This window comes from Methylocella sp., assembly GCA_037200525.1.
In the GTDB taxonomy this organism is placed as follows: domain Bacteria; phylum Pseudomonadota; class Alphaproteobacteria; order Rhizobiales; family Beijerinckiaceae; genus Methylocapsa.
Window position 1 is genome coordinate 4,231,212 of record JBBCGG010000001.1, and the last position, 21,375, is coordinate 4,252,586.

A 21,375-nucleotide genomic window follows, 5' to 3' on the forward strand; every position below is an offset into this window, starting at 1 on the left:
CCTAGCTTGTAGCAATTTCCGAGCTAGAACGCGAGCCTTGACAAAAAAAATGCACTACTGTCCATCGATGTCGTCGCGAATCCCCACACTAACTTCCCCAGCGGAGTCGATCGCATGTCATCCACAATGCGCTCTTTTATTTTGGCTTTTTGCCTATCCTCGCTCACGCTGATCGCAGGCCTGCTGGCGGCCGAGGCGGCGACCTGCCGGGATCCTGGCGGTTTCGGCGCATTTATCGCCAGCATGAAGAAAGAAGCCGCCGCGCAAGGCATTTCGGCGTCGGCGATCAACGCCCTGGACGATGTAAGTTATGATCCGAACATCATCTCGCGCGACCATGGACAGGGCGTCTTTGATCAGAGCTTCGAACAGTTCTCGGGCCGCATGGTCAGTCCCTCCCGTTTGCACAAAGGGGCCCTGCTGCTTAAGCAATATGCCTCTATCTTGAGCCGGATTGAGGAGACCTATGGCGTTCCTGGCCCGGTGCTGGTTGCGATTTGGGGACTAGAGACGGATTTCGGGGCCGTCAATGGCAATACCCCAACGCTGCAGGCCCTGGCGACGCTCGCCTTCGATTGCCGGCGCACCGAGAAGTTTCAGGCGGAACTGCTCGACGCCTTGCGTCTCATCGAGCGCGGCGACCTTACTCCCTCCGCCATGCGGGGTGCCTGGGCGGGCGAACTTGGCCAAACCCAGTTCATGCCGTCGTCTTATCTGAAATTCGCCGTCGGGGGGCGAAACCTCATCCGCAGCGCCCCCGACGTTCTCGCCTCGACAGCGAATTATCTGCACGAATATGGCTGGCAACGCGGAGCCGGCTGGGAGCCGGGACAACCCAACTTCGCCGTCATCCAGCAATGGAATAAAGCGGACGTCTATTCCCGCACGATCGCCCTGTTCGCCACCAAGCTCGCAGTGACGAACTAGGCCGTGGTGACGAATTCGGCGTTTGGGGGATTCTCGCGAGGATCTTTCCATGATTCAAGGCTGATTTTTGGAGATCAGCCTTGATGATTCGGGATGTCGATGCGCTGCGAGACGATCAATGGGAGCGGCTTTGTGATCTTGTGCCAGGCGGAAGAGCCGGCCAGCGCGGGCCGCGCTGCGACAATCGACGCTTCGTCGACGCGCTGTTATGGATGGCCCGCTCGGGCGGCCGCTGGCGCGATCTGCCCGAACGCTTCGGCGACCATCAGGCGGTGAAACGCCGCTACTATCGCTGGATCGAGCGCGGCGCCTTGGACGGATTTCTTGAGGCATTCACCGCCGAGGCCGATCTCGAATGGCTGATGATCGACTCAACAATCGTGCGCGCCCATCAGCACGCGGCCGGCGCAAGGATCGCCAAAGGGGGGCGGATGCCCAAGGCCTGGGCCGCTCTCGCGGTGGTTTGAGCACCAAAATCCACGCCGCGACAGACGCACTCGGCAACCCCGTTCGGCTCCTTCTCGGACCTGGGCAGCGCAACGACATCACAAAAGCGCACGCCCTGATCGAAGGCTTTGCGGCCGATGCGATCATCGCCGATAAAGGTTATGACGCCAATCACTTGCGCAAGGCTGTTCTTATGCGTGAGGCTGAGCCGGTGATCCCATCAAAATCCAATCGCCGCGCGCCGCTCCCCTACGACAAGGCGCTCTACAAGGAGCGCAATCTCGTCGAGCGTTTCTTCAATAAACTGAAGCAGTTCCGGCGCGTCGCAACCCGATACGACAAGCTCCTCGCAAACTACCGAGGCTTCGTATTGCTCGCCGCTATTGCTATCATGCTCAGGTAATTCGTCACTACTGCCTAGGGCGCTGATTCGCGACTCAAACGCGGATCGGCACGACGGCGCTTCCTTCAGCGCGCGCCGTCAATCTGCTTGCCAACAATCGCGATGGCCTGCTCATAGACGGAAGCAGCATTCCATGCCTGGATCGCCGCGAAATTGGGCTCGCCCGGCTGGTATCCGGCCCCTGGACTCCAGCCATGGGCTTTGAGAAAATTCGCCGTTGAAGTCAGCGCCCCGGCCGGGGTCTCTAGACTGCCGCCCGCGCCGTAATCCAAAATGGTCTTCGGCAAGAACTGCGTTTGGCCGATTTCGCCGTGCATGGAGCCGCGCGCGTTCGCCGAAAGGCTACCGCGATCGATCAAGGTCAGAAATGCGTAGAGCTGATCGGTAAAATAAGCGGACCGGCGACAGTCATAGGCGAGCGTGGCTACCGCCGACAACGCGTTCTGATTGCCCGAGACGCTGCCGAAACCGGTCTCAAAGCCCCATATGGCAAGGAGCGGTCCCGGCGGAACGCCATAACGTTGTTCGATCGAGGCGAACAACGCCGCATTGGACTGCTTGTGCGCCCGCCCGCGCGCGGCGATAGCCGAGCCGCCGCGTTTGGCGAGAAACTGGTCGAGCGACACATGGAAGCCATGCTGGCCGCGGTCGGCCCCGATCGTCGCCGACGAATAATTCGTTCCCATGACGGCGGAAATCCCGGCGGCCCCAACGCCCCTCGCCTTCGCCTCTGCGGCGAACTGGGTCTTCCACGCCTGAAACCCGGCCGATGAATTGCCGCATTGCGCGGCCCCGGCTTCGCCGGACATGGATACGAGCGCCATCAGTGCCGCGACGGCGACTGTCCTGAATTGACCACCTTTAGTCATCTATCCCCCCTCCGCGCCTTTTTGCGCCAGGCGAGCCCCCGCTCACCATCCCTGCGAGATTCGGCGCACTCGATTCTCGTGCATAAAGAGTTGTGAAGAGTTGCGCTCTTCATGTCAAAAGATAGCAGTTCTCATGCTTGGGAGCGTCTGCCTGCGAGCGTCGGAATCGCGCTTCGAAGGGCGGCGTCAATTGCGCGGGAACTGATGAAATTGCCGCCAATAGGGAGTCCGCAACAGATGCTGATGTCCGTGATGATGGGCGACTGAGTGCGGATTGCCGAGCGCGGTTGGACCGAGGCTTTGCGGGACCGGATCGTCAATCAAATGTTGATGCGAACTGTGGACGGGCGCGCCGCCGCCGAGATTAGCGCTCCCGCCGAGCATTTCTGGGTAAGGCGTTGCGATGAGCTGCTGCGCGGCTTGGCTGCCGGCGATCGGCGCGCAAGCAAACAATGCGCCGGCTAGCGCAACCAGACATAGGCGGGGCTTGATAAAGAATTTCATGAGAACCTTCGCTATCGCCGAATTTCTTCTTTATTCGATAAAGGCGCATAAAAGCGTTAAGTTGCACGCCTCTCCAAGAGCTATTTCGCCAACTGAAACAACCACAAACCCAGCAACTGAGCCGCAGGCCCCACGGCGCTCAGAACTAAACGCGGCAACAAGCCTCTGACCTTCAACGCCTCTTGGGAAATAAAATCCGGGTGAACGGAAATAGCGTCGAGGCCATCACCGTGACTTGCCCCTAAAAACTCGCGTGCCGCCCTTCCCTGCTGAACTGCGGGGCTTGGCCTCGCCGCCGCCGAAATTATGCGGCCCCATTTCGGAGTCGGTCGGCTTGTGCGGGCGGCTCGCCGGCAGGTTCGCCGAAGCGCCATATTTGCGCTCGCCCTTATAGGCGCCGGCCTCCGATTCGACATCGCGCTGATGCGCCATTGGATCATCGGCGATGGCGAGTTCAACGGCCTGCAGACGTTTCAGCTCGTCGCGGAATCGCGCCGCCTCCTCGAAGTCGAGATTGGCGGCGGCGGCCCGCATGCGCTTTTCGAGATCGGCGATGGTCGCCTTAAAATTATGACCGGCGAGAATTTCCGGCGCGCCGAGCCCGGCGTCGACCGTCACATGATCCTGCTCATAGACCGATCCAAGAATGTCCTGAATGCCGCGTTTGATCGACGCCGGCGTGATGCCGTTTACAAAATTATAGGTCTCTTGCTTCTCGCGTCGGCGGCTGGTCTCGGCGATCGCACGGCTCATTGAGCCGGTCTCCCGATCGGCGTAGAGAATCACTTTGCCGTCGACATTTCTAGCGGCGCGGCCAATGGTTTGAACCAATGAGGTTTCGCTGCGCAAGAACCCTTCCTTGTCCGCGTCGAGAATGGCGACGAGGCTGCATTCGGGAATGTCCAATCCTTCGCGCAGCAGATTGATTCCGACCAGCGCATCAAAGGCGCCAAGGCGCAGATCGCGAATGATCTCGATCCGTTCGATCGTATCAATATCGGAATGCATATAACGCACGCGCACGCCATGTTCGTGCAGATATTCGGTCAGGTCCTCCGCCATGCGCTTGGTCAGAACGGTGATGAGGCTGCGATAACCTTTTGCCGCAACTTCGCGCACTTCGCCGAGCAGATCATCGACTTGCGTGCGCGCCGGACGGATTTCGACCGGCGGGTCGATCAAACCCGTCGGGCGAATCACCTGTTCGATGAAGACGCCGCCAGTGCGCTCCATTTCCCATGACCCTGGAGTCGCCGAAACATGCACGGTCTGCGGCCGCATCGCCTCCCATTCCTCAAAGCGCAAAGGGCGGTTGTCGAGGCAGGACGGCAGCCGGAAACCATATTCCGCGAGCGTCGCCTTACGCCGAAAGTCGCCGCGATACATCGCCCCGATCTGCGGCACGGTGACATGCGATTCATCCGCGAAGACAAGGGCGTTGTCGGGCAAATATTCGAACAGGGTCGGCGGCGGCTCGCCCGGACGGCGGCCGGTCAGATAGCGCGAATAATTCTCGATGCCGGCGCAAGACCCCGCCGCCTCGAGCATTTCAAGATCGAATAAGGTGCGCTGTTCGAGCCGTTGCGCTTCGAGCAGCCGCCCTGCCCCATTGAGCTCGACAAGACGCTGTTTCAACTCAGCCTTGATGCCCTTGATCGATTGCAGCAAGGTGGGGCGTGGCGTCACATAATGCGAATTGGCGTAGACCTTTACGAATTCGAGATCCTGCGTTTTCTTGCCCGTCAAAGGATCGAATTCGGAAATGGTTTCGATCGTGTCGCCGAAAAATCCGATGCGCCAGGCGCGATCTTCGTAGTGGGCGGGGAACAGCTCGATCGTATCGCCGCGCACGCGAAAAACGCCGCGCGAGAAATCGCCGCCCGAGCGCTTGTATTGCAGCGCCACGAGATCGGCGATGAGCTGGCGCTGATCGATCCTCTCGCCGAGATTGACGGTAAAGGTCATCGCCGTATAGGTCTCGACCGAGCCTATGCCATAAATGCATGAGACCGAGGCGACGATGATGACGTCGTCGCGCTCCAGCAGGGCTCGCGTCGCGGCGTGGCGCATGCGGTCGATCTGCTCGTTGATCGAGCTTTCCTTCTCGATATAAGTGTCGGAGCGCGGCACATAGGCTTCCGGCTGATAGTAATCATAGTAAGAGACAAAATATTCCACGGCGTTATTTGGAAAAAAGCTTTTGAACTCTCCGTAAAGCTGCGCCGCCAAAGTCTTGTTCGGCGCGAGGATCAGCGCTGGCCGATTGGTCCGCGCGATCACCTGCGCCATGGTGAAGGTCTTGCCCGAGCCCGTGACGCCGAGCAGCACCTGATCCCGCTCATGCGCAGCGACGCCTTTAACGAGTTCCTCAATGGCGGCGGGCTGATCGCCTTTGGGCTCAAATTCCGATTCGATTTTGAACGGCTGGCCGCCCTCCGATTTTTCTGGCCGCGTAGGCCGGTGCGGCGTCCATGGTTTTTTCTCGCGCAGGTTCGGATCGCCCCGCTCGAGAAGATCCTTCAACGAGTCCACGGTCGCCGCAGCCCCGGTCATGCCTTGCGGCTGATGCAAAGGGGCGGACGGAGCGGAAGGCTTGCTCTCGACGCCAAGGCCAAGCGAGGCCGCCAGCTTGGCGTCGACGCGCGAGATCGGTCCGGCGTCATATTCGGCTCCGGCCGCCTCGGAAAACCCCTGCCTGCGCTCATTCAGAGCGGGGTTCAGCAGCGCGGCAAGATGCTCGCCAAGCGGCCTGACCTCTGGTTTTGAGGCCTTTGAGCGCGGCGTTTTCTGCTTTTGTCCGCGCGCCAGCGATTTAACGGGGGGAGTTTTCGACATGCTCCCAATATGGGACGAGTCGGGCGCATAGGAAAGAGTTGGCGATGGTCATAAGGGTCAAGCGCAGAAACTAAAGCCCATCCATGACAACGCCCAAAACCAAGACGACGTAAGCCGCCACGAGAACCCAGAATCGATGCGCGCTGACGTAATGGCCAACCACCGGAACATGAGTGTAGAGCGTCGCCACCGCAGCGATCGCAAGGACAAGAGACACAAAAAACACGGGAAGCCCCGGCGGGGTCAGTCTGAAGCGCATAGCAAAGGTCCGAATCGGCTGAAACTCAAGCTGACGCTTACCTGACGCAACGCCGCACGGAAAGCCTTGCGCCGCATCAACGTCACAAGGCGAGATGCGCCCGCAAAATGAGGGGCAGGAAAGGCCCGCCCCTCGAAAGATGAGCATTCTCTCGGCTCAGCGCTAGTTCTCACCAGCAGCGTCGAACCCAATGCCAGCCATAGGGGCCGGGAACCCATCTGCGCGTGCAGCCGCCGCCGCGCCAGCCGCCGCCATGCCAGCCGCCACCATGCCACCCACCGCCGTGCCAACCGCGACCGTGCCAGCCACCCCGATGCCAGCCGCCGCCGTGATGCCAGCCGCCATGATGGCCGCCATGCCACCCGCGCGCGGATGCTTCAGTAGAGGTGAGAACCGCCGCGCCAAGTATTGCCGCGGCGCAAAGGACCAAAAACTTATGCATCGGACCCTCCGTTTCCCGGCGTTGTTTCCCGCCGGATCGGTTCATATTGCACCGACTTGCCCATTATGTCTTCGCTTTATCGCACGATCATGATGTTATCGGCATAGTCCCCAATTTTTGTAAGGTCATGATTAAGCTTTTTCGTCGGGCGCCTTTTGCGCATCCACCAGCCCGCGCCGGCTTTGCTTGCCCCACTGGCTTTGACCGGTGAGAAAGTCGAACCAGCCGATCGCCGCACCCACGTGGCGCATAATCTGAAACGTGAAAGGTTCAGCGAGCGATGCGAGGATCGCGCGGTCGATCCGGGCCGATGTGCTCGGATCAACCCAGCGGCGATATAGATGGATCGACCAGACATGAAAAGCGAAGTCGACCGCGATCTTCGCCAAGATCACGCCGCCGATCGGCGCGAGCAGCGCGAAACGCCCCGTGACGAGATAGAACGCAAGCAGCGCGAAAGCGGTCAAGCCGTAGATCGGCTGCAACGTATCGAGCGCCTTGACTGGCAGCATCATGAGGCCGAGCCGGCCGTAGCGGGGATTCCCAACCATGTCGCGATACCAATATTGCGTCTGCAGGAAGCCGCCAAACCAGCGGCGACGTTGGCGAAGGAACGCGGCCGTCGTGCTCGGCGCATCGGTGATCGCCTTCGCTTTGCCGACGACGCCCGTCGTCCAGCCGCGCCCATGCAGCACCCCGTAACGGCGAAGACGATGGATCAATTCATAATCTTCGACCATGCAGGCTGGATCGAAGCCGCCGACCGTCAGAACGGGAGCGCGTCGGAATCCCGCGAACGCGCCGGAAATCAACAGCAGCGAGTCGTTCCGCGCCCAGGCATAGCGCGAGAGGAAGTTGCGGATATATTCATAGGTCTGGAACCATTGGTAGAAACGCCCGCTAAGCGTGCGGTCGCAGACCGGCGTCAAAACGCCCGTTGCGGCGACCAAAGCCGGATTGGCCGCGAACGCCGCCCGCATGGCGCCCGTCGCCTGCGGATCAAGCAGCGTATCGCCATCGACGGTCAGCACAAGGTCCGTATCGACAGCGGCGATCGCCGCGTTGAGCGCGCGCGCTTTGCTGGCATGCGGCAACCTCAGCCAGCGGAGACTCTTGTATTTGTATTTGGCGCTCGGCTCGCTCATGCATCCAAGCGCCGGCGTCCTCAGGCCGAACTCGCTCTCGAGCAGCGCCGCCGTGCCATCGTCCGAGCCATCGTCGGCTATGAGGATCAGGTCGGCGGGATCCGACTGCGCGAACAAGGCCCGCAGCGTAATCGGCAGAGCGGCCGCCTCATTGTGGGCGGCGACCAACACGCCGAGCGTAGAACGCGTCGTCATTGGCGCCAGCGCGGGCTCCGGCTTGAGGAGCGGCAGCGTCTGCACGAACACAAAGCCGATCAGCACCGTATCATAGGCAATGTAAAGGAGGCCGGCGGACCAGGCGAAAAGGTTGTCCGGCGCAAAGGCGCGCTCCAGCAGAACAAACCAGATCGCGATGACGGCGCCGTGGATCAATAGGCTCGGCCACGGCGTTGGCGGCGGCGCGAGGCGCGGCGAGGCCAAGGCGAGCGCAATGTCCAGTTTTGCTATTGGGCGCACAGTTCGTTCCTTGCCGCGATTGCCTGCGTTGCGCTCTTTCTGGAGCATGGGAGTTACGGCGTTCTCGGACTATGTGTCTCCGCCATGAATGGCGGTCGGACCCTAAGATCAGGGACGCGTGAGGTGGCGGTCGATCATACGCACATCGCGATGATCCGAACCTTACTCGGCCGAGACTCCTGTCTGACCGCCCGGCAGCATGCGCTGGAGTTCGGCCTCGCGATCCCAAAACTGATGCTTCAGCGCGCCGATAATGTGCAAAGCGAGAAGCAAATAGAGCGCGTAGCCAAAATATACGTGGGCGTTAAAAAAAACGGTGTGGAGATGCTCTTTCTGGATCGGTTCGACATTTTCGATCCAGCCGATGCGCGCCCAAGGTATGAGGCCGTAGAGCGACATCGGATGGGTTGCGGCGGCGCTCCAGGCTGAATCATGCATCCATCCCGAAATAGGCAGCGCCAGAATCAGCAGATAGAGCAGGCCATGCGCAGCATGGGCGGATAGACGCTCCAGGGGCGAATAGCTCGCCGGCAGGGGCGGCGGCTTGTGCGAGGCTCGCCACAGAATGCGCAGGATGGCCAGTCCAAGGACCGTTATGCCAACCGACTTGTGCATATCGACCACAGATCGCACATAGCCGTCAGGCACCACATCCGCAGACAAGCCAAGCGCAATATTGACGAGCATCAGAACCGCGACGATCCAATGCAATGCAATGGCGACCGTCGTATAGCGGGCGACCCCGCCTTTGAGCGGCGCATCGGGCAACTCTCGACCTCCGATGGGCGTCAAACCGATTAATTCCTCAGAATACATTGGCCAATGAGATGCCCCCGGATCGCGCTGGCGAGAGCAGGCTTCTAGAAGCATCGCGATCTCTATCGCCGCCGACGAACCGATCTCACACCTGCGCCCAGCCACTTTAGCCAGCCGCGTTTGGGCTCAAACCCTCGCTCGACTATGCCAGCGTACAGTTAGCGTTATTACTCGACGTATCCTGTTTAGCCATTCACGTTAGCGTGTATTTTGCCCAATGAACCCGCCCTTTAGTGTGCGTCATGCCGCCGCAATATCTTCGGCGACTGTAATCGTACGAGCCTATGGCGCTTGCCGGGCGATAAATCAGCGCGTTTTTTGAAGATCCATAAGTTAAAGTTCGATTGTGACGCCAAATCCGGCCATCGCCTCGATAAAGGCGGCGCGGCCAGTAAAGGTCACCGTCCTGATGCCGAGCGCTGCGGCGGCGGCGGTATTTTCCGCGCGATCATCGATGAAGACGCAGTCTTCCGGCTGGCGACCTTCGAGCTCGAGCACGCGGCGGAACGCCGCAGCGTCGGGCTTCAGCAGACCGAGTTCATATGACATGTAGGTAGCGTGGGCGTGACCAAGCACCGGATAACGCTCCCGGATATGGTCCGCATGAGCCGCGTTGGTGTTGGAAAAAATCACGACGCGGTGCCGTTCCGCCAGGCTCCGAACCAGCGGCTCCATCCCCGGCTCTGGGCTGAAATGGCTGCTCCAAAGCTCAAGGAAATGCGCATAGCTTTCGCCAAAGCCATGGTCGGCGGCCAGTCGAGCGTGCAGAACTTCGACGCCTAGCCGGCCAGAGCCAATATCTTTATCGCTGAGGCAGGCTTCCATTTGCGGTTGCGCGGCTTGCGGGTCGGCGCAGCGCGCGGCCAGCCGACCATAAAGCAGCTCGTCGTCGTGGCGGACGAGAACGCCGCCAAGATCGAAAATGAAGGTGGGGAACGCCGAGGTCATGACTTTCGATGCAATGAATTGCGGACCCGCGCCAAGCTCCGCTCCCCATAACACACGAATGGCGACGGTTTAGCGACCAAATCCATTGGACCGCCAACCATCGCCAAAACGCCCTACGCCTGTTGAATGGCGGACAATTTCCAATCGCCGGGACCGCCGCCGACGCGGCGCGTAAAGGTCCAGATCTCCGTCGCCTGCTGCGGCGTCGTCGGATCGCCGGAGACGATCCTGCCTGTCGCGCGATCCAACATCACGTCGATCAAGGAAAACCGCATGGCGACGCTGGCGAATTCAGCGGTTGGCTCGCGCCAAGCTTCCGACAAGTCGCCTTGCACAAAGGTCACATTGGACAGCTTGTTGACTTGACCTTGCTTGGCGCTGGAGGCGAGCTCCTCCGCGAAATAGGAAGCCATTTCAGGCGTCACCATCTGCCTCAGGGCGTTGAAATCTTCATCGCTATAGGCTTTCTGGATCGCGGCCAGCCGCTGTTCGAAGGCGCTGAAATCGGCCGGAGCAACCTCAAGCGGGGTCCCCCCCGGCGCAACTCCGCCGAATCCGGCTCGGCTATTCGCTCCGAAAGGATTTGGGCCGCCTTGCGCGGGGCTTGAGTCAAAGGCGCTGCCCTGAACCGCAGGACGGCGGTTGCGGATAAAGCCCATCACGAACCTGAACAAGAGGTACAAAAGCCCGATTTGCAGCAGCAGACCGATGATTGACATGCCGCCGCCGAGGCCGCCGCCAAATCCATGTCCAAACAGCAGGCCGATCAGTCCAGCGCCAACAAGGCCGCCGAGCAGGCCGCGACCAAAGGCGCCGCTGCCGCCGAAAAAACCGCCCGGCGCGCCAGAGGGAGCCCGACGGAAAATACTATCGTTCGGAGATGTCATCGAACGCTGCAGAGGCGACGCGCCGTTTGGCGCAGTGGCCGTAGCTGAGGGCGCGCTAAAAGTGCGTCCCCCACGGCTGCCGAACGAACCGCCGCCGCCGGGGCGCGCGAAAGCGTCGGCCGAAAAGCCCATCGCAAGCGTTGCCGCGAGTAATAAAATCAAGGTTTTGTGGCGCATCGCCATGAATCGACCCTGCCGTTGTCGAGGCGCATGCCTCCCACGAAAGGTATATAGGAAGAGTTTGGATAAAACACAGAACTTGATCGCGCCCCAGTCCCCGTTTAACGAATCGCTCTGATTTCCGCACCAATCCATGGACGCCGAGCTTCGAGACGGTTGTCCACGGATTATCTCACTAGGCACGGGGGGCGTCGCCGCACCCGCCATCCGCCAAAATCAGTCGGCCATAGTAGCGCTTTCGGCGTACCAGGGCCTGTGTTAGAAACCGCCAAATTCGCCGGTTTGAGCCGCCCGGCTGCAGCAAGGAGACGCGAAAGTGACTGATACAAGTCAGCGGCGCCAGAGTTTCGCTTATGAAGACCTCATTGCTTGCGGGCGCGGCGAATTGTTTGGGCAGGGCAATCCGCAATTGCCGCTGCCGCCATTGTTGATGTTTGACCGGATCGCCGAGATTTCGGAAGCCGGCGGCCCGAATGGCAAAGGCTTCATTCGAGCGGAATTTGCAATTAAACCCGACCTTTGGTTTTTTGGCTGTCACTTCAAGGGCGATCCGGTGATGCCAGGATGCCTTGGCCTTGACGCTTTATGGCAGTTGCTTGGTTTTTATCTCGGCTGGCTCGATCTGCCGGGGCGCGGCCGGGCGCTCGGCGTCGGCGAGGTCAAATTTGCGAACCAGGTATTGCCAACCGTCAAGCGGATCATTTATGGCGTCGATCTGAAGCGCGTTTTCAAGACAAAACTCGTCCTTGGCATCGCCGACGGCTGGTTGGAAGCTGATGGCGAGCGCATATATGAGGCCAAGGATCTGAAAGTCGGCCTATTCCAAGCGTCAGCCCAAACGCCGATGGGAGCCGTGGCCTGAGCGCAAAAGGCTGTATTTTGGCGCTTTCACTTAAGTTTTGGGCTCAATAGAATCGGCGCGGCGGGAAGGCTGCGATGCGGTCGAGGAGTATTTGTATGAGACGAGTCGTCGTCACCGGAATGGGAATCGTCTCCTCGATCGGGAACAACACCCAGGAGGTGCTTGCGTCGCTGCGCGAAGCCAAATCCGGCATCGTCAGGGCCGAGCGATACGCCGAGTTGGGATTTCGCAGCCAAGTTCATGGCGCGCCGACCCTCGACTTCACTGGAATGATCGATCGTCGCGCCATGCGCTTCCTTGCTGACGGAGGGGCTTGGAATCATATCGCCATGGATCAGGCGATCCTCGATTCGGGCCTTGGACCGTCCGAAGTTTCGCATGAGCGGACCGGCATCATCATGGGTTCAGGCGGGGCCTCGCTGAGCACCATCGTCAACGGAGCCGACATCGCGCGCTCCAAGGGACCCAAAAAGGTTGGGCCGTTCGCCGTGCCCAAGGCCATGTCCTCCACCGCTTCGGCGACGCTTGCGACATGGTTCAAGATCAAGGGCGTGAATTATTCAATCTCGTCGGCCTGCGCCACCTCCAATCATTGCATCGGCAACGCCTATGAGATGATTCAATACGGCAAACAGGATGTGGTGTTCGCAGGCGGCAGCGAGGAGCTTGATTGGACGCTCTCGGTTTTTTTCGATGCGATGGGAGCCTTGTCGTCATCCTATAATGATCGGCCGAGCGTCGCCTCGAGAGCCTACGACAAAAACCGGGATGGGTTCGTCATCGCCGGCGGCGCGGGCGTCGTGGTTCTTGAGGAATATGAGCGCGCCAAGGCCCGGGGCGCGAAGATTTATGCAGAAATCATCGGTTATGGCCTGAGTTCTGATGGCCATGACATGGTTGCGCCTTCAGGCGAAGGGGCTGTCCGCTGCATGCGCATGGCGCTTGAGAACGTCAAGATGCCGATTGATTACATCAATCCGCACGCGACCTCGACCGGAATCGGCGATTTGAAGGAGATCGAGGCGATCCGAACCGTTTTTGGCTCGGGCGAGAAATGCCCGCCAATCGCAGGGACCAAATCGCTGACCGGCCATTCGCTCGGCGCGACTGGCGTTCAGGAGGCGATCTATTCGGTTTTGATGATACAAAACGGCTTCATTTGCGAAAGCGCTCATATCGACGAGATCGATCCCGCCTTCGCCGACATGGACATTGTGCGCAAGCGCCGCGACGGCATGCATTTGCGCGCCGTCTTGTCGAACTCCTTCGGCTTCGGCGGCACCAACGCCAGCATCGTCCTGAAACATGTCGACGCCTGAGCCCCACGCCTCAGCGCAAGGGTCGCTGATGGCCGGCAAGCGGGGCCTTGTCATGGGTGTCGCCAATGATCACTCGATCGCCTTCGGCATCGCCAAGGCGCTTACAGATCAGGGAGCCGAACTCGCTTTCACCTATCAAGGCGAAGCGCTCGGCAAGCGCGTCAAACCGCTGGCCGGAAAGCTTGGCTCAAACCTTGTGCTGCCCTGCGATGTCGAAGACATTGCATCCGTCGATGCGACCTTCGCAGCGATCAAGGACCTCTGGGGCGGTCTTGATTTTGTCGTGCATTGCATCGCCTTTTCCGACAAGGCGGGGCTGAAGGGCCGTTACGCCGACACGACGCGGGACAACTTTCTGCGCACGATGTTGATTTCGGCATTCTCGTTCACGGAAATCGCCAACCGCGCGGCGGCGATGATGCACGCCGGGGGAGCCATGGTGACTCTAACCTTCGGCGGCGCGACGCGGGTTATGCCGAATTATAATGTGATGGGCGTCGCCAAAGCGGCGCTGGAGGCGAGCGTGCGATACCTCGCCGCCGATTTTGGCCCGCAAGGCATTCGCGTCAACGCGATTTCCGCTGGTCCGGTGCGGACGTTGGCTGGAGCCGGGATCACCGACGCGCGCTTCATGTTCAACTTCCAAAAGTCCCATGCGCCGCTGCGACGCACCGTCACCATTGCTGATGTTGGAGGAGCCGCGCTTTACCTTTTGTCCGATTTATCGAGCGGCGTCACCGGCGAGATTCATTACGTCGATTCGGGCTACAACATCATTTCAATGCCGCACCCGGACGACTGCAAGGCGGATGCCCCCGCCAAGGAAGAAGCGAGCAAGTAAAGGACGGAGAGGCGCTTGTATGGAGGCCGGCGCCATGCTATCTGCGCCGTCGACCTTCCGCGGCGGCGCAGGGAGCGCTTTTCGTCCGGCATGGACCTGAGCGCGCTCTCGAGCTTCACATTGATTCGGCTCGCCCGACAATGTTTTGAGCAGCCGCGGTGGACGGAGAGGTGGCAGAGTGGTCGAATGCACCGCACTCGAAATGCGGCATAGGTGCAAGCCTATCGGGGGTTCGAATCCCTCCCTCTCCGCCAGTTATACAGCGTAAGTGGCTGTTTTATAAGCCAATTCCAGTCAGAGTGACCGGTCGGCCCCAACCCTGGCCCCAATCTTAAATCTAGCTCGCCACAGTCAACCATGGACGATTGAGGACGCCGGAGCGCGCAAAGTCCAGCAGTGACCCGTCGACTTCGATGATAACTTGCCGCCCTGGTGACAGGCTTCCGGGCCTTCCGCGAGCGAACTGGGATTGGGCAAATATGACCGAACCGAAATACATTCCATTCGAGTCGCTGCCGCTCTTTCCGACCGAGGAGGACCTCGCAATCGCGATCCTAGGCCGGAAATATGCGAAGGATTGGAAGCAATTCTCGCTCTACTACGAGCGCAAGGGCATGCCGAAAATGGATTTCGTTGTCGGCAGAAGATACAAATATGCTGTCAAGAAGTTCTTCGATAAGCACTGGAACCTCGACGGTCCCAGGCCGATGCTAGACGGGCCAGAAAGGGACATATGGACGAGTCGCAAGAAGCCAAGCAGGCCAAAGATACCTGACTGACGCCATCGCGGGGTAAGACCGCAGGGATCAGGTCATGTCACTCCCATCCCCATAGCAAAAAGACTGAACAAACGCGGTGAGAAACTGGGGGCGCATGTCTAGGTCATCGAGAGTGGACAGATATCGCGCCTTTGCGCGCGCCTCCTGGAGCGTCGCGCAGCGATAGGAGCACACGGGCATCAGCGCTTCGCTCTCAACGTCGCTCACAGAGTCAAAGTCTCGATAGGCCGCGTCGAGCGACAATTTCAGAGATGCACTTTCAGCTGACTCGATGAACCTTCCTGAGCCCGATTTTAGTGGAATGCTCCGTGGGCGCGCGGCGTTATAGGATTTCTCCGCAACATTGATCCGCTGTGCGGACTGTAGGAGCGCCATATTTGCAGCACGATGCGCTTCGATCAGGCGAAAAAGCTCGGGCGATGTCGACACGCTCTGGGCCTTGGCGGCGGAGAGGGTGGCGAGCGAGGCGCTTCCGGCGAGCCCCACCCCGATGTTCGCAAGGGCTGAGCGACGATTAAGACATGGCGAGCCGGTATCGGTCGCCGGAATTGTGCTGTTCGGCATTATGTTAGCTCCATACGTTTGATATTAGACTACACTAATGATATAGAGTCTGAAGCGGTGTGGCGTCAATATCAAAAACGTAGGACTATATCAAAATGTCAATCAGTCCAGAGCAGTGTCGAGCGGCGCGGGCGCTAGTAAATTGGTCTCAAGACTCGCTGGTGGAGGCGTCTGGCGTCAGTAAGGCCACGATTGCCAATTTCGAACTCGGCAAGAGTTCACCCATAAACGCTACGCGAGAGGCGCTAGGCCGGGCTCTTGAGGCCGCCGGCGTGGAGTTCATCGCGGAGAATGGCGGGGGGCCTGGCGTGCGGTTGCGGAAGGGCAAGAAGAAGCCGGCCAAGGCTGGCGCCGCAGCGCCCGCGGAGCACACTGCGCATCCCGAGCCGGCGGTCGAAAAGAACGCGGCTCTTACCCAGGTCGATGGCGTCAGCCGAGTTCGTGACCCGCTAAAGCGGCGCTAAATCCAGTTTACGCACCCGGTGCGTTGAGTGCGTCGGCTATCCGGCCGAGTATCACTCTGCGTCGAAGCCCTCGGCAAGCGGAGCATATAATATGGCGTTGCCATCATCACTCGGGAATCTAGGCACGCTCTCTGGATTAGCCGGACCGGGAGCCTCAGCCCTCTCCCTTCTATCGACTGGTCTAGGCGTTTTCGGAGCCATCCAGCAGGGCAATGCAAATGCCCAGGGTGCTGAGTTTCAGGCGCAGCAAGCGGAGCGCGCGTCACAGTTCGGCCAGATCAAGGCGTTGCAGACTTCGACCTTCATGTCGCGGAACTTGCAAACGTCGATCGACAATATCCAGGCCGTGCGCGCGTCCGCCAACGTCGAAGGCAATAGCCCGACTGGCGAGGCGATCGAAAACAATGTCCGTACGACTGGCCAGCAACAGATCTCGCAAAAGGTGCAGAACATCGACGCGCAGTCACAGCAGGACCAGGACGCCGCGGCGTTCTACACGCAAAGCGCGAATAACGCGTTGCTTGGCGGGTTCCTCGGCGGCGCTGGCAAGGCTCTCGGCGGCTTGGCGTCCGCAGCCCCGGCCCTCCTCGGTCTGCTATAGGATTCCCCGATGGCTCTCGAAACCACTTCGCACCAACGCTGGGGTTATACGCAGGCCTTGCGGCTCGATTTCATCGAATCCACTATGATGGAACTTGCTCACAGTCTGATGATGAACAGATGGCAGGGGATAGCGGCGCGCGAAGAGCGACGGAAGTTGCTCGATCAAAAGGTTGCGGACCCGCGCCAAGGCTACACCGAGGCCGCGCGCAACGCTGACGACGCGGCATTCATCGCAAAGACCCTCGATATCATAATGGCCAGCACCGCGCGTGCGATGTTTCTGGAGACCGACGACGCAGCTCTTACGCGCGCCGACCATGATGCACTGATTATGTGCGGACCCTTCGCGGAATCCGAGCGCGTCAGGCTCATAGGCGCCGTGGAGGATTGTCTGCATGAACTCGGCGCGCCACGCCCGGCTTTTCATTGAATAGGATTCCCCGATGGCTCTCGTAAATATTCCACAGCAGGGCGACATTACTGCGGAAGATCCGACCTCGCGTGTGTCCGGCGGCGATGTGGCGCGGTCGGCTAGCTTCGTTGCGCAGGGCGCTGAACAGCTCGGGGCTGGCCTAGAGGATGTTGCCGTTCCGCTGGCTGAACAAGCGGGCCGGGAAGATGCGCAGAACGCCTCTGTCACCCGCGATCCGAGCGGCCAAATCCAAATATTGACGCCGCAGACCAGCGTCATCCTGGGTAAGGCTGGTGACGAATATGAGCATGCTGTTTTGGCCGGTACTGTAGCCCGCGGCCAACTCAATACATCCACCGATCTGGCTGATATGCGCGCCCAGCATGACGGCGATCCTGCCGCCTTCAAAGCAGCTTACGCAAGCTACCGCGCAGCCTCTCAGGCGGCCTATGGGCCTAGCGCGATCGGTCAGACGCTACTTGCCAATGCGGATTCACTTTTCGACCAGAACTACCACAGTCTCGTTGATCAAAAAGCGAGAGTTGACGTTTCGAACGCGAAAGACGATCTCCTCGCGCAAAGACAGGCGACGATAACCGACCTAAGCCAGATGGCCTCTTCCGGAGTGACCAGTGGGCCAGTTTTCGAGCAGAAAAAGGCGCAGCTCGCTTCGCTCCACGACGCGCTTGAGGTCAATTCTCTATACCAAATGCCGAAAGCCGTGGTCGATAATCTGCGCACGGAGGCGACCAACGCGATCTCCGGCGATGCAATTATCGGTCATGTCGATGCAGTCGCTCAGTCGCGCGGCATGATCATGGCGCAGAAAGATGCCTATGATTCAATCGACAAGATCAGCGGATTTTCAGACGCTGATCGCGCCGTTGCAAAAAGGATGGTGGACGCTCGAATCAGCTTCCTGACGAACCAAAACTCGGTCGCCATCCAAGCCAATTCGCAAAAGATGCAGCAGGCGCGAGATGTCATCGCAGCCGGCGGGACGCTGCCCGGTCCCGTTTGGGACGATATGCGCCAGTCGGCCAAGAATACCGGCGATCCCGCGGCCGTTCAGCAATTCAATGCCCTCGAACAGGTGAACCGATTTCATCGGGCCATGCCCGGTCTGACGCCGAACCAGCAGGCGGCGCAAATGGGCGTCGGCGGTGCGCCGTCGCTTGAACAGGTTCACGGCGCAATCATCGGACAGGAATCGGGCGGGAACCCGAATGCTGCGACCAGCTCGACGGGAGCCAAGGGGATTGGGCAAATCGAGCCCGCGACCTTTGCCCAATATGCGAACCCCGGCGAAAACATCAACAATCCAGCCGATAATCTTGCGGTCAGCAAGCGGATCATTCACGACTATTACACGCGCTATAACGGTGACGCTGCGCGCGTGGCTGTGGCCTATTTCTCGGGGCCGGCGAACGTTGCGCCGGTTGGCAGCCCTACGCCATATATCCGGAACAGCGCCGATCCGACAGGAAAAACCACATCCTCCTATGTAGCTGATGTGACGGGCCGGCTCGCCGGCGGCGCGCCGGCGAGCGTCAATGGCGTCCCATTCACGCCGCAAGAGTTAGCCGCTAACCCGTTCCTTGGCTCGGAAGCGCTGCGCCAGGTCGCGAGCGATCAAAAGATGCGTTCGAATCTCTACGCGAATTTGCTCACGCAGGCCGATGCCCAGATCAAAAATGGCAATACTCCGTCGCCGCAGGTCTTCGCGCAGATCGACCAACTCGGACGCACAAGCACTGATCCAACGATCCAACAGCATTACCAGGAGCACTTACAGACGGTCGCGGCAGCTCATGTCGCGCAGATCGCGTCATCAATGCCGCAGGCGGAAGGACAGGCTTTCCTCGATGATTATTCACGAGCTCAGCAGGGCGCCGATCTGACACATATGCAAATCGCGAGCACGGCAAACGAGATCTTTAAGAAGAGCCAAGACGAGTTCAAAAACAATCCATTTCAATATGCGGCCAAGCGCGGCATAGCGGCCCCTGTTCCTCCGCTCGACTTCACGCAGGCCCCGGATGCTGTCGCCGCCGCCCTCTCGGCGCGCAGCGCCGCCGCTTCTGCCCTATCTGTCCAGACTGGCGTGCCGCAATCGGTAGTCGCTCCGAACGAAACCGACGCTGTGAAAACCGGCCTCGCCATGGGGCCGCCGCAGGCTTCCGCCGCATTCCTTCAGAGCGTCGGCCAGCTCCCGCCCGATCAGATGCAGGCAACGCTCAACACGCCAGAGGTTAAGACGGCATTCTCGGCATGGCAAAGTCCGGCGATCCGGTGAAAATGTCGAGCGCCTATTCGTTCATGGACCAGGTGCAGCGGCAAAACCCGATGACGTTCGACGGAACGTTCGGCAAAGAAGCTCTGAGCGACTTGCGCGCATGGCAGGATAAAATCAGCTTCGACCCGCCAGACAAGATCGCCAAAGACGCGATGACGGCGAATGACCCAGGTACGATCAAGGCCAAGGAAGCCTTGCGTGATCAGGCCGACGAAAGCCTAAAAAACGTCACTGGCCGGGATATCGTCAACAAATTCGCGTCGTTCTGGCAGCGCTGGAACCCCTTCGGCTCAGATTACACGCCTGAAGGGGAAGCCCCAGGTTACATCATAGGCTCATTGCTTGATGATTATACTAAGGCCTATCGCGACCAGTTCGCGAAAACGTCCGATACCGGCGCGGCCGACAAATACGCGATGGAGCGCATTGGCCTGAAGTGGGGAATGTCAGACGCCAACGGCGGCCGGGTCATGGCCTATCCGCCAGAGCGCAGTCCAGCGCTTCCGGAAATAAATGGCGACAAGTCTTGGATCAAGAGCCAACTCGCTGATGACGTGCATCAAATGATCGTCCAGAGCACACAAGAGCGCGAAACGCAGTTGCAATTGCAGCGCGCCCCTTATGCTCTTGTTCCGGATCAGCAGACGCAGGCGGAAATGGGCTCTGGCAAACCGCCGTCCTATCGCGTTGTCGTGCAGGGCAATGATGCCCGCAGGAGCGTGCTGACTGCGCCGAGCGGCAACGCATATCGATGGGTCGCCGATCCCGCGAGGGCGCAGGCGAAGGCAAATGCCGATTTCACGGCGATGCGCCAACAGAACAGCTTCATTAATTCAATTCCGGCCGGAACAGGATCACTTTAACGCCATGAGCGACAACCTGACCGATTACTGGAAATTGCCGGATCGCGAAGCCGAGATTCGGAAGATGGTCGCCGACGATCACATCAAGATCAATCGCCGAATGCTGCGGATGATCGACCTGATGATCAATGGATCGCCGTCTGATCCAAGCGGGACGCCCTACACCATCTATGACGCCGCGCGCTTTGTCGGATATACGCGCCACGCCGCTCGAGCCCTGAAAAAGAGCCCGGCATTCATCGTTGCATTCAACAACGCCATCGAAGATTGGCAGCGCAACCGCCCGCGGCCGACCTTCGATGATATCCTTCCCCTCTCTTTGGACGGAGTCGCCCCACGCCCAAAACCGATTACGCCCGGATTTGTGATCAGGACAAGGAGACCCGATCAATGAACGATCTCACGCCAGATGTGGACGATGGAGCGGATATTGTCGATTCGTACAGGGGCATCGTTTGCGCGATTAGAGATCGTCGCAAAGAGCTCGGCTTGGTCAGCTTGGAAATCGAGGAAATCGCAGGTTTGCAGCAGGGCTATTTGGCAAAGATCGAGGCCGGTATGAAAGGTTTGGGGCCTCTTTCTCTCGATTCACTGCTACCGGCGCTTGGCCTAAAATTTCAGGTCGTGAAATGCCTGCCATATCCCGCAACGCAGCGAGTCATCGCCTACACCGCGCCCTCCGATATCGCCCGCCGCCGCAAGGTTTGGGACGCCCTGCAAATGACTCCCGAGGAGCGAAAAGCAAAGGAGGACGCGAAGAAAGAAAAGAGGGCAGCGGCCGCCGCTGCAAGGGCTGAAGCATGGGCTGAAGCAAGGGCAAAGAAGCTGGCCGATGATATCGAAGCGCGCCGCATGCGAATGGGATCGCGAGAGCGCGAATCCTTCGATATGTATCGCCGCAGATTAGCCCGGCGGAATGCGGCGGAGAAAGCCAAGCGGGCCACGATCGCCGTGTCGACGGTGGACTCTCGCGTCAGTTAGTTTGCGGGGCCATCCGTTCCGACAAAGTTTGCCGCATTAGCAATCGCAACCAAAGGAAAAAATGATGACCATGAAACCCAATTCAGTTACGTCGAAACACGAAACAATCGCCTCCGACGAAGTGCGCTATCGTCTCGAGCAGGAGGAACACCTGGCGCAGTTGGAAGCAAACATTTGGCCTCATATCGACCACCCCCTGACAGATCAAGCCGAGCGTTCGCGGCGAATGTTTGGTGGCGGCCCTAACTGTTACACGACGAAGAAATAGGACTG

The 21,375-nt window shown here is 59.6% G+C and carries 23 protein-coding genes, 1 tRNA gene and 1 pseudogene; 15 read left to right on the plus strand and 10 right to left on the minus strand.

Annotated features, from left to right (window positions below):
* Positions 1–114: 114 nt before the first annotated feature.
* Together WDN46_20785 and WDN46_20790 are read left to right on the plus strand one after the other, a co-directional pair.
* Positions 115–927, plus strand: coding sequence for a lytic murein transglycosylase (locus WDN46_20785; GenBank protein ID MEJ0095751.1), 813 nt, complete (start codon positions 115–117; stop codon positions 925–927).
* Positions 928–1,010: 83 nt separating this feature from the next.
* Positions 1,011–1,777, plus strand: a pseudogene (locus tag WDN46_20790) (IS5 family transposase).
* Positions 1,778–1,842: 65 nt separating this feature from the next.
* On the opposite strand, the gene WDN46_20795 reads toward WDN46_20790, so the two are convergent.
* The 9 genes from WDN46_20795 to WDN46_20835 all read right to left on the minus strand — a co-directional run bounded on the left by WDN46_20795 (position 1,843) and on the right by WDN46_20835 (position 11,100).
* Complete coding sequence (locus WDN46_20795; GenBank protein MEJ0095752.1) at positions 1,843–2,646, minus strand: lytic murein transglycosylase; 804 nt, start codon at positions 2,644–2,646, stop codon at positions 1,843–1,845.
* Between the two features lie 186 nt (positions 2,647–2,832).
* Positions 2,833–3,150 (minus strand): hypothetical protein, encoded by a 318-nt coding sequence (locus WDN46_20800; GenBank protein MEJ0095753.1) that lies wholly within the window; start codon positions 3,148–3,150, stop codon positions 2,833–2,835.
* A 225-nt stretch (positions 3,151–3,375) separates the two neighbouring features.
* Complete coding sequence (gene uvrB, locus WDN46_20805) at positions 3,376–5,985, minus strand: excinuclease ABC subunit UvrB (GenBank protein MEJ0095754.1); 2,610 nt, start codon at positions 5,983–5,985, stop codon at positions 3,376–3,378.
* A 70-nt stretch (positions 5,986–6,055) separates the two neighbouring features.
* Positions 6,056–6,244, minus strand: a complete 189-nt coding sequence (locus tag WDN46_20810) for a hypothetical protein (protein ID MEJ0095755.1) — start codon at positions 6,242–6,244, stop codon at positions 6,056–6,058.
* Between the two features lie 162 nt (positions 6,245–6,406).
* Complete coding sequence (locus tag WDN46_20815) at positions 6,407–6,589, minus strand: hypothetical protein (GenBank protein MEJ0095756.1); 183 nt, start codon at positions 6,587–6,589, stop codon at positions 6,407–6,409.
* Positions 6,590–6,817: 228 nt separating this feature from the next.
* Positions 6,818–8,335 carry a glycosyltransferase gene (locus WDN46_20820; protein MEJ0095757.1) on the minus strand — a complete coding sequence of 506 codons (1,518 nt, stop codon included), beginning with the start codon at positions 8,333–8,335 and terminating at the stop codon, positions 6,818–6,820.
* 114 nt (positions 8,336–8,449) lie between these two features.
* Positions 8,450–9,079 carry a cytochrome b/b6 domain-containing protein gene (locus WDN46_20825; protein MEJ0095758.1) on the minus strand — a complete coding sequence of 210 codons (630 nt, stop codon included), beginning with the start codon at positions 9,077–9,079 and terminating at the stop codon, positions 8,450–8,452.
* Between the two features lie 357 nt (positions 9,080–9,436).
* Positions 9,437–10,051: an HAD family phosphatase gene (locus tag WDN46_20830; GenBank protein MEJ0095759.1), complete on the minus strand. Its 615-nt coding sequence runs from the start codon at positions 10,049–10,051 to the stop codon at positions 9,437–9,439.
* Positions 10,052–10,164: 113 nt separating this feature from the next.
* Positions 10,165–11,100 (minus strand): TIM44-like domain-containing protein, encoded by a 936-nt coding sequence (locus WDN46_20835; GenBank protein MEJ0095760.1) that lies wholly within the window; start codon positions 11,098–11,100, stop codon positions 10,165–10,167.
* 334 nt (positions 11,101–11,434) lie between these two features.
* Between WDN46_20835 and fabA the strand changes: the two genes are divergently transcribed.
* From fabA to WDN46_20860, 5 genes are all read left to right on the plus strand, one after another.
* Entirely contained in the window at positions 11,435–11,980 is a 546-nt protein-coding gene (fabA, locus tag WDN46_20840) for a bifunctional 3-hydroxydecanoyl-ACP dehydratase/trans-2-decenoyl-ACP isomerase (protein ID MEJ0095761.1), read from the plus strand.
* 95 nt (positions 11,981–12,075) lie between these two features.
* Positions 12,076–13,299 (plus strand): beta-ketoacyl-ACP synthase I, encoded by a 1,224-nt coding sequence (fabB, locus tag WDN46_20845; GenBank protein MEJ0095762.1) that lies wholly within the window; start codon positions 12,076–12,078, stop codon positions 13,297–13,299.
* Positions 13,300–13,327: 28 nt separating this feature from the next.
* The gene (gene fabI, locus WDN46_20850; protein ID MEJ0095763.1) at positions 13,328–14,140 is read left to right on the plus strand and encodes an enoyl-ACP reductase FabI; all 813 of its coding nucleotides are present in this window, start codon (positions 13,328–13,330) and stop codon (positions 14,138–14,140) included.
* A 164-nt stretch (positions 14,141–14,304) separates the two neighbouring features.
* Positions 14,305–14,394 (plus strand) — tRNA-Ser (locus WDN46_20855).
* A gap of 225 nt (positions 14,395–14,619) precedes the next feature.
* Positions 14,620–14,919, plus strand: a complete 300-nt coding sequence (locus WDN46_20860; GenBank protein ID MEJ0095764.1) for a hypothetical protein — start codon at positions 14,620–14,622, stop codon at positions 14,917–14,919.
* Between the two features lie 27 nt (positions 14,920–14,946).
* Here WDN46_20860 and WDN46_20865 read toward each other — a convergent pair whose 3' ends face one another.
* The gene (locus tag WDN46_20865) at positions 14,947–15,483 is read right to left on the minus strand and encodes a hypothetical protein (protein ID MEJ0095765.1); all 537 of its coding nucleotides are present in this window, start codon (positions 15,481–15,483) and stop codon (positions 14,947–14,949) included.
* 95 nt (positions 15,484–15,578) lie between these two features.
* Here WDN46_20865 and WDN46_20870 point away from each other — a divergent pair, with 95 nt between their 5' ends.
* The 8 genes from WDN46_20870 (at position 15,579) to WDN46_20905 (ending at position 21,370) form a co-directional block, all read left to right on the plus strand.
* Positions 15,579–15,947, plus strand: a complete 369-nt coding sequence (locus tag WDN46_20870) for a helix-turn-helix transcriptional regulator (protein MEJ0095766.1) — start codon at positions 15,579–15,581, stop codon at positions 15,945–15,947.
* A 91-nt stretch (positions 15,948–16,038) separates the two neighbouring features.
* Entirely contained in the window at positions 16,039–16,548 is a 510-nt protein-coding gene (locus WDN46_20875) for a hypothetical protein (GenBank protein ID MEJ0095767.1), read from the plus strand.
* A gap of 9 nt (positions 16,549–16,557) precedes the next feature.
* Complete coding sequence (locus tag WDN46_20880) at positions 16,558–16,980, plus strand: hypothetical protein (protein ID MEJ0095768.1); 423 nt, start codon at positions 16,558–16,560, stop codon at positions 16,978–16,980.
* Positions 16,981–16,993: 13 nt separating this feature from the next.
* Positions 16,994–19,258, plus strand: a complete 2,265-nt coding sequence (locus WDN46_20885; protein ID MEJ0095769.1) for a lytic transglycosylase domain-containing protein — start codon at positions 16,994–16,996, stop codon at positions 19,256–19,258.
* On the plus strand, positions 19,255–20,121 hold the full coding sequence (locus WDN46_20890; protein ID MEJ0095770.1) for a hypothetical protein: 867 nt from the start codon (positions 19,255–19,257) through the stop codon (positions 20,119–20,121). The genes WDN46_20885 and WDN46_20890 overlap by 4 nt, the downstream gene beginning before the upstream one ends.
* A gap of 4 nt (positions 20,122–20,125) precedes the next feature.
* Positions 20,126–20,515, plus strand: a complete 390-nt coding sequence (locus tag WDN46_20895; protein MEJ0095771.1) for a hypothetical protein — start codon at positions 20,126–20,128, stop codon at positions 20,513–20,515.
* Entirely contained in the window at positions 20,512–21,102 is a 591-nt protein-coding gene (locus WDN46_20900; protein MEJ0095772.1) for a hypothetical protein, read from the plus strand. The genes WDN46_20895 and WDN46_20900 overlap by 4 nt, the downstream gene beginning before the upstream one ends.
* A gap of 61 nt (positions 21,103–21,163) precedes the next feature.
* Positions 21,164–21,370, plus strand: a complete 207-nt coding sequence (locus WDN46_20905; GenBank protein ID MEJ0095773.1) for a hypothetical protein — start codon at positions 21,164–21,166, stop codon at positions 21,368–21,370.
* Positions 21,371–21,375: the final 5 nt, after the last annotated feature.

Coding starts and splice junctions, on each gene's coding strand:
- WDN46_20880 (MEJ0095768.1), top strand. CDS start 16,558: ATGGCTCTCGAAACCACTTCGCACCAACGCTGGGGTTATACGCAGGCC.
- WDN46_20815 (MEJ0095756.1), bottom strand. CDS start 6,589: ATGGCGGCTGGCATCACGGCGGCGGCTGGCATCGGGGTGGCTGGCACG.
- WDN46_20795 (MEJ0095752.1), bottom strand. CDS start 2,646: ATGACTAAAGGTGGTCAATTCAGGACAGTCGCCGTCGCGGCACTGATG.
- WDN46_20895 (MEJ0095771.1), top strand. CDS start 20,126: ATGAGCGACAACCTGACCGATTACTGGAAATTGCCGGATCGCGAAGCC.
- WDN46_20870 (MEJ0095766.1), top strand. CDS start 15,579: ATGTCAATCAGTCCAGAGCAGTGTCGAGCGGCGCGGGCGCTAGTAAAT.
- uvrB (MEJ0095754.1), bottom strand. CDS start 5,985: ATGTCGAAAACTCCCCCCGTTAAATCGCTGGCGCGCGGACAAAAGCAG.
- WDN46_20885 (MEJ0095769.1), top strand. CDS start 16,994: ATGGCTCTCGTAAATATTCCACAGCAGGGCGACATTACTGCGGAAGAT.
- WDN46_20820 (MEJ0095757.1), bottom strand. CDS start 8,335: ATGCTCCAGAAAGAGCGCAACGCAGGCAATCGCGGCAAGGAACGAACT.
- WDN46_20900 (MEJ0095772.1), top strand. CDS start 20,512: ATGAACGATCTCACGCCAGATGTGGACGATGGAGCGGATATTGTCGAT.
- WDN46_20800 (MEJ0095753.1), bottom strand. CDS start 3,150: ATGAAATTCTTTATCAAGCCCCGCCTATGTCTGGTTGCGCTAGCCGGC.
- fabI (MEJ0095763.1), top strand. CDS start 13,328: ATGGCCGGCAAGCGGGGCCTTGTCATGGGTGTCGCCAATGATCACTCG.
- WDN46_20785 (MEJ0095751.1), top strand. CDS start 115: ATGTCATCCACAATGCGCTCTTTTATTTTGGCTTTTTGCCTATCCTCG.
- WDN46_20865 (MEJ0095765.1), bottom strand. CDS start 15,483: ATGCCGAACAGCACAATTCCGGCGACCGATACCGGCTCGCCATGTCTT.
- WDN46_20830 (MEJ0095759.1), bottom strand. CDS start 10,051: ATGACCTCGGCGTTCCCCACCTTCATTTTCGATCTTGGCGGCGTTCTC.
- WDN46_20810 (MEJ0095755.1), bottom strand. CDS start 6,244: ATGCGCTTCAGACTGACCCCGCCGGGGCTTCCCGTGTTTTTTGTGTCT.
- WDN46_20860 (MEJ0095764.1), top strand. CDS start 14,620: ATGACCGAACCGAAATACATTCCATTCGAGTCGCTGCCGCTCTTTCCG.
- fabB (MEJ0095762.1), top strand. CDS start 12,076: ATGAGACGAGTCGTCGTCACCGGAATGGGAATCGTCTCCTCGATCGGG.
- WDN46_20905 (MEJ0095773.1), top strand. CDS start 21,164: ATGATGACCATGAAACCCAATTCAGTTACGTCGAAACACGAAACAATC.
- WDN46_20875 (MEJ0095767.1), top strand. CDS start 16,039: ATGGCGTTGCCATCATCACTCGGGAATCTAGGCACGCTCTCTGGATTA.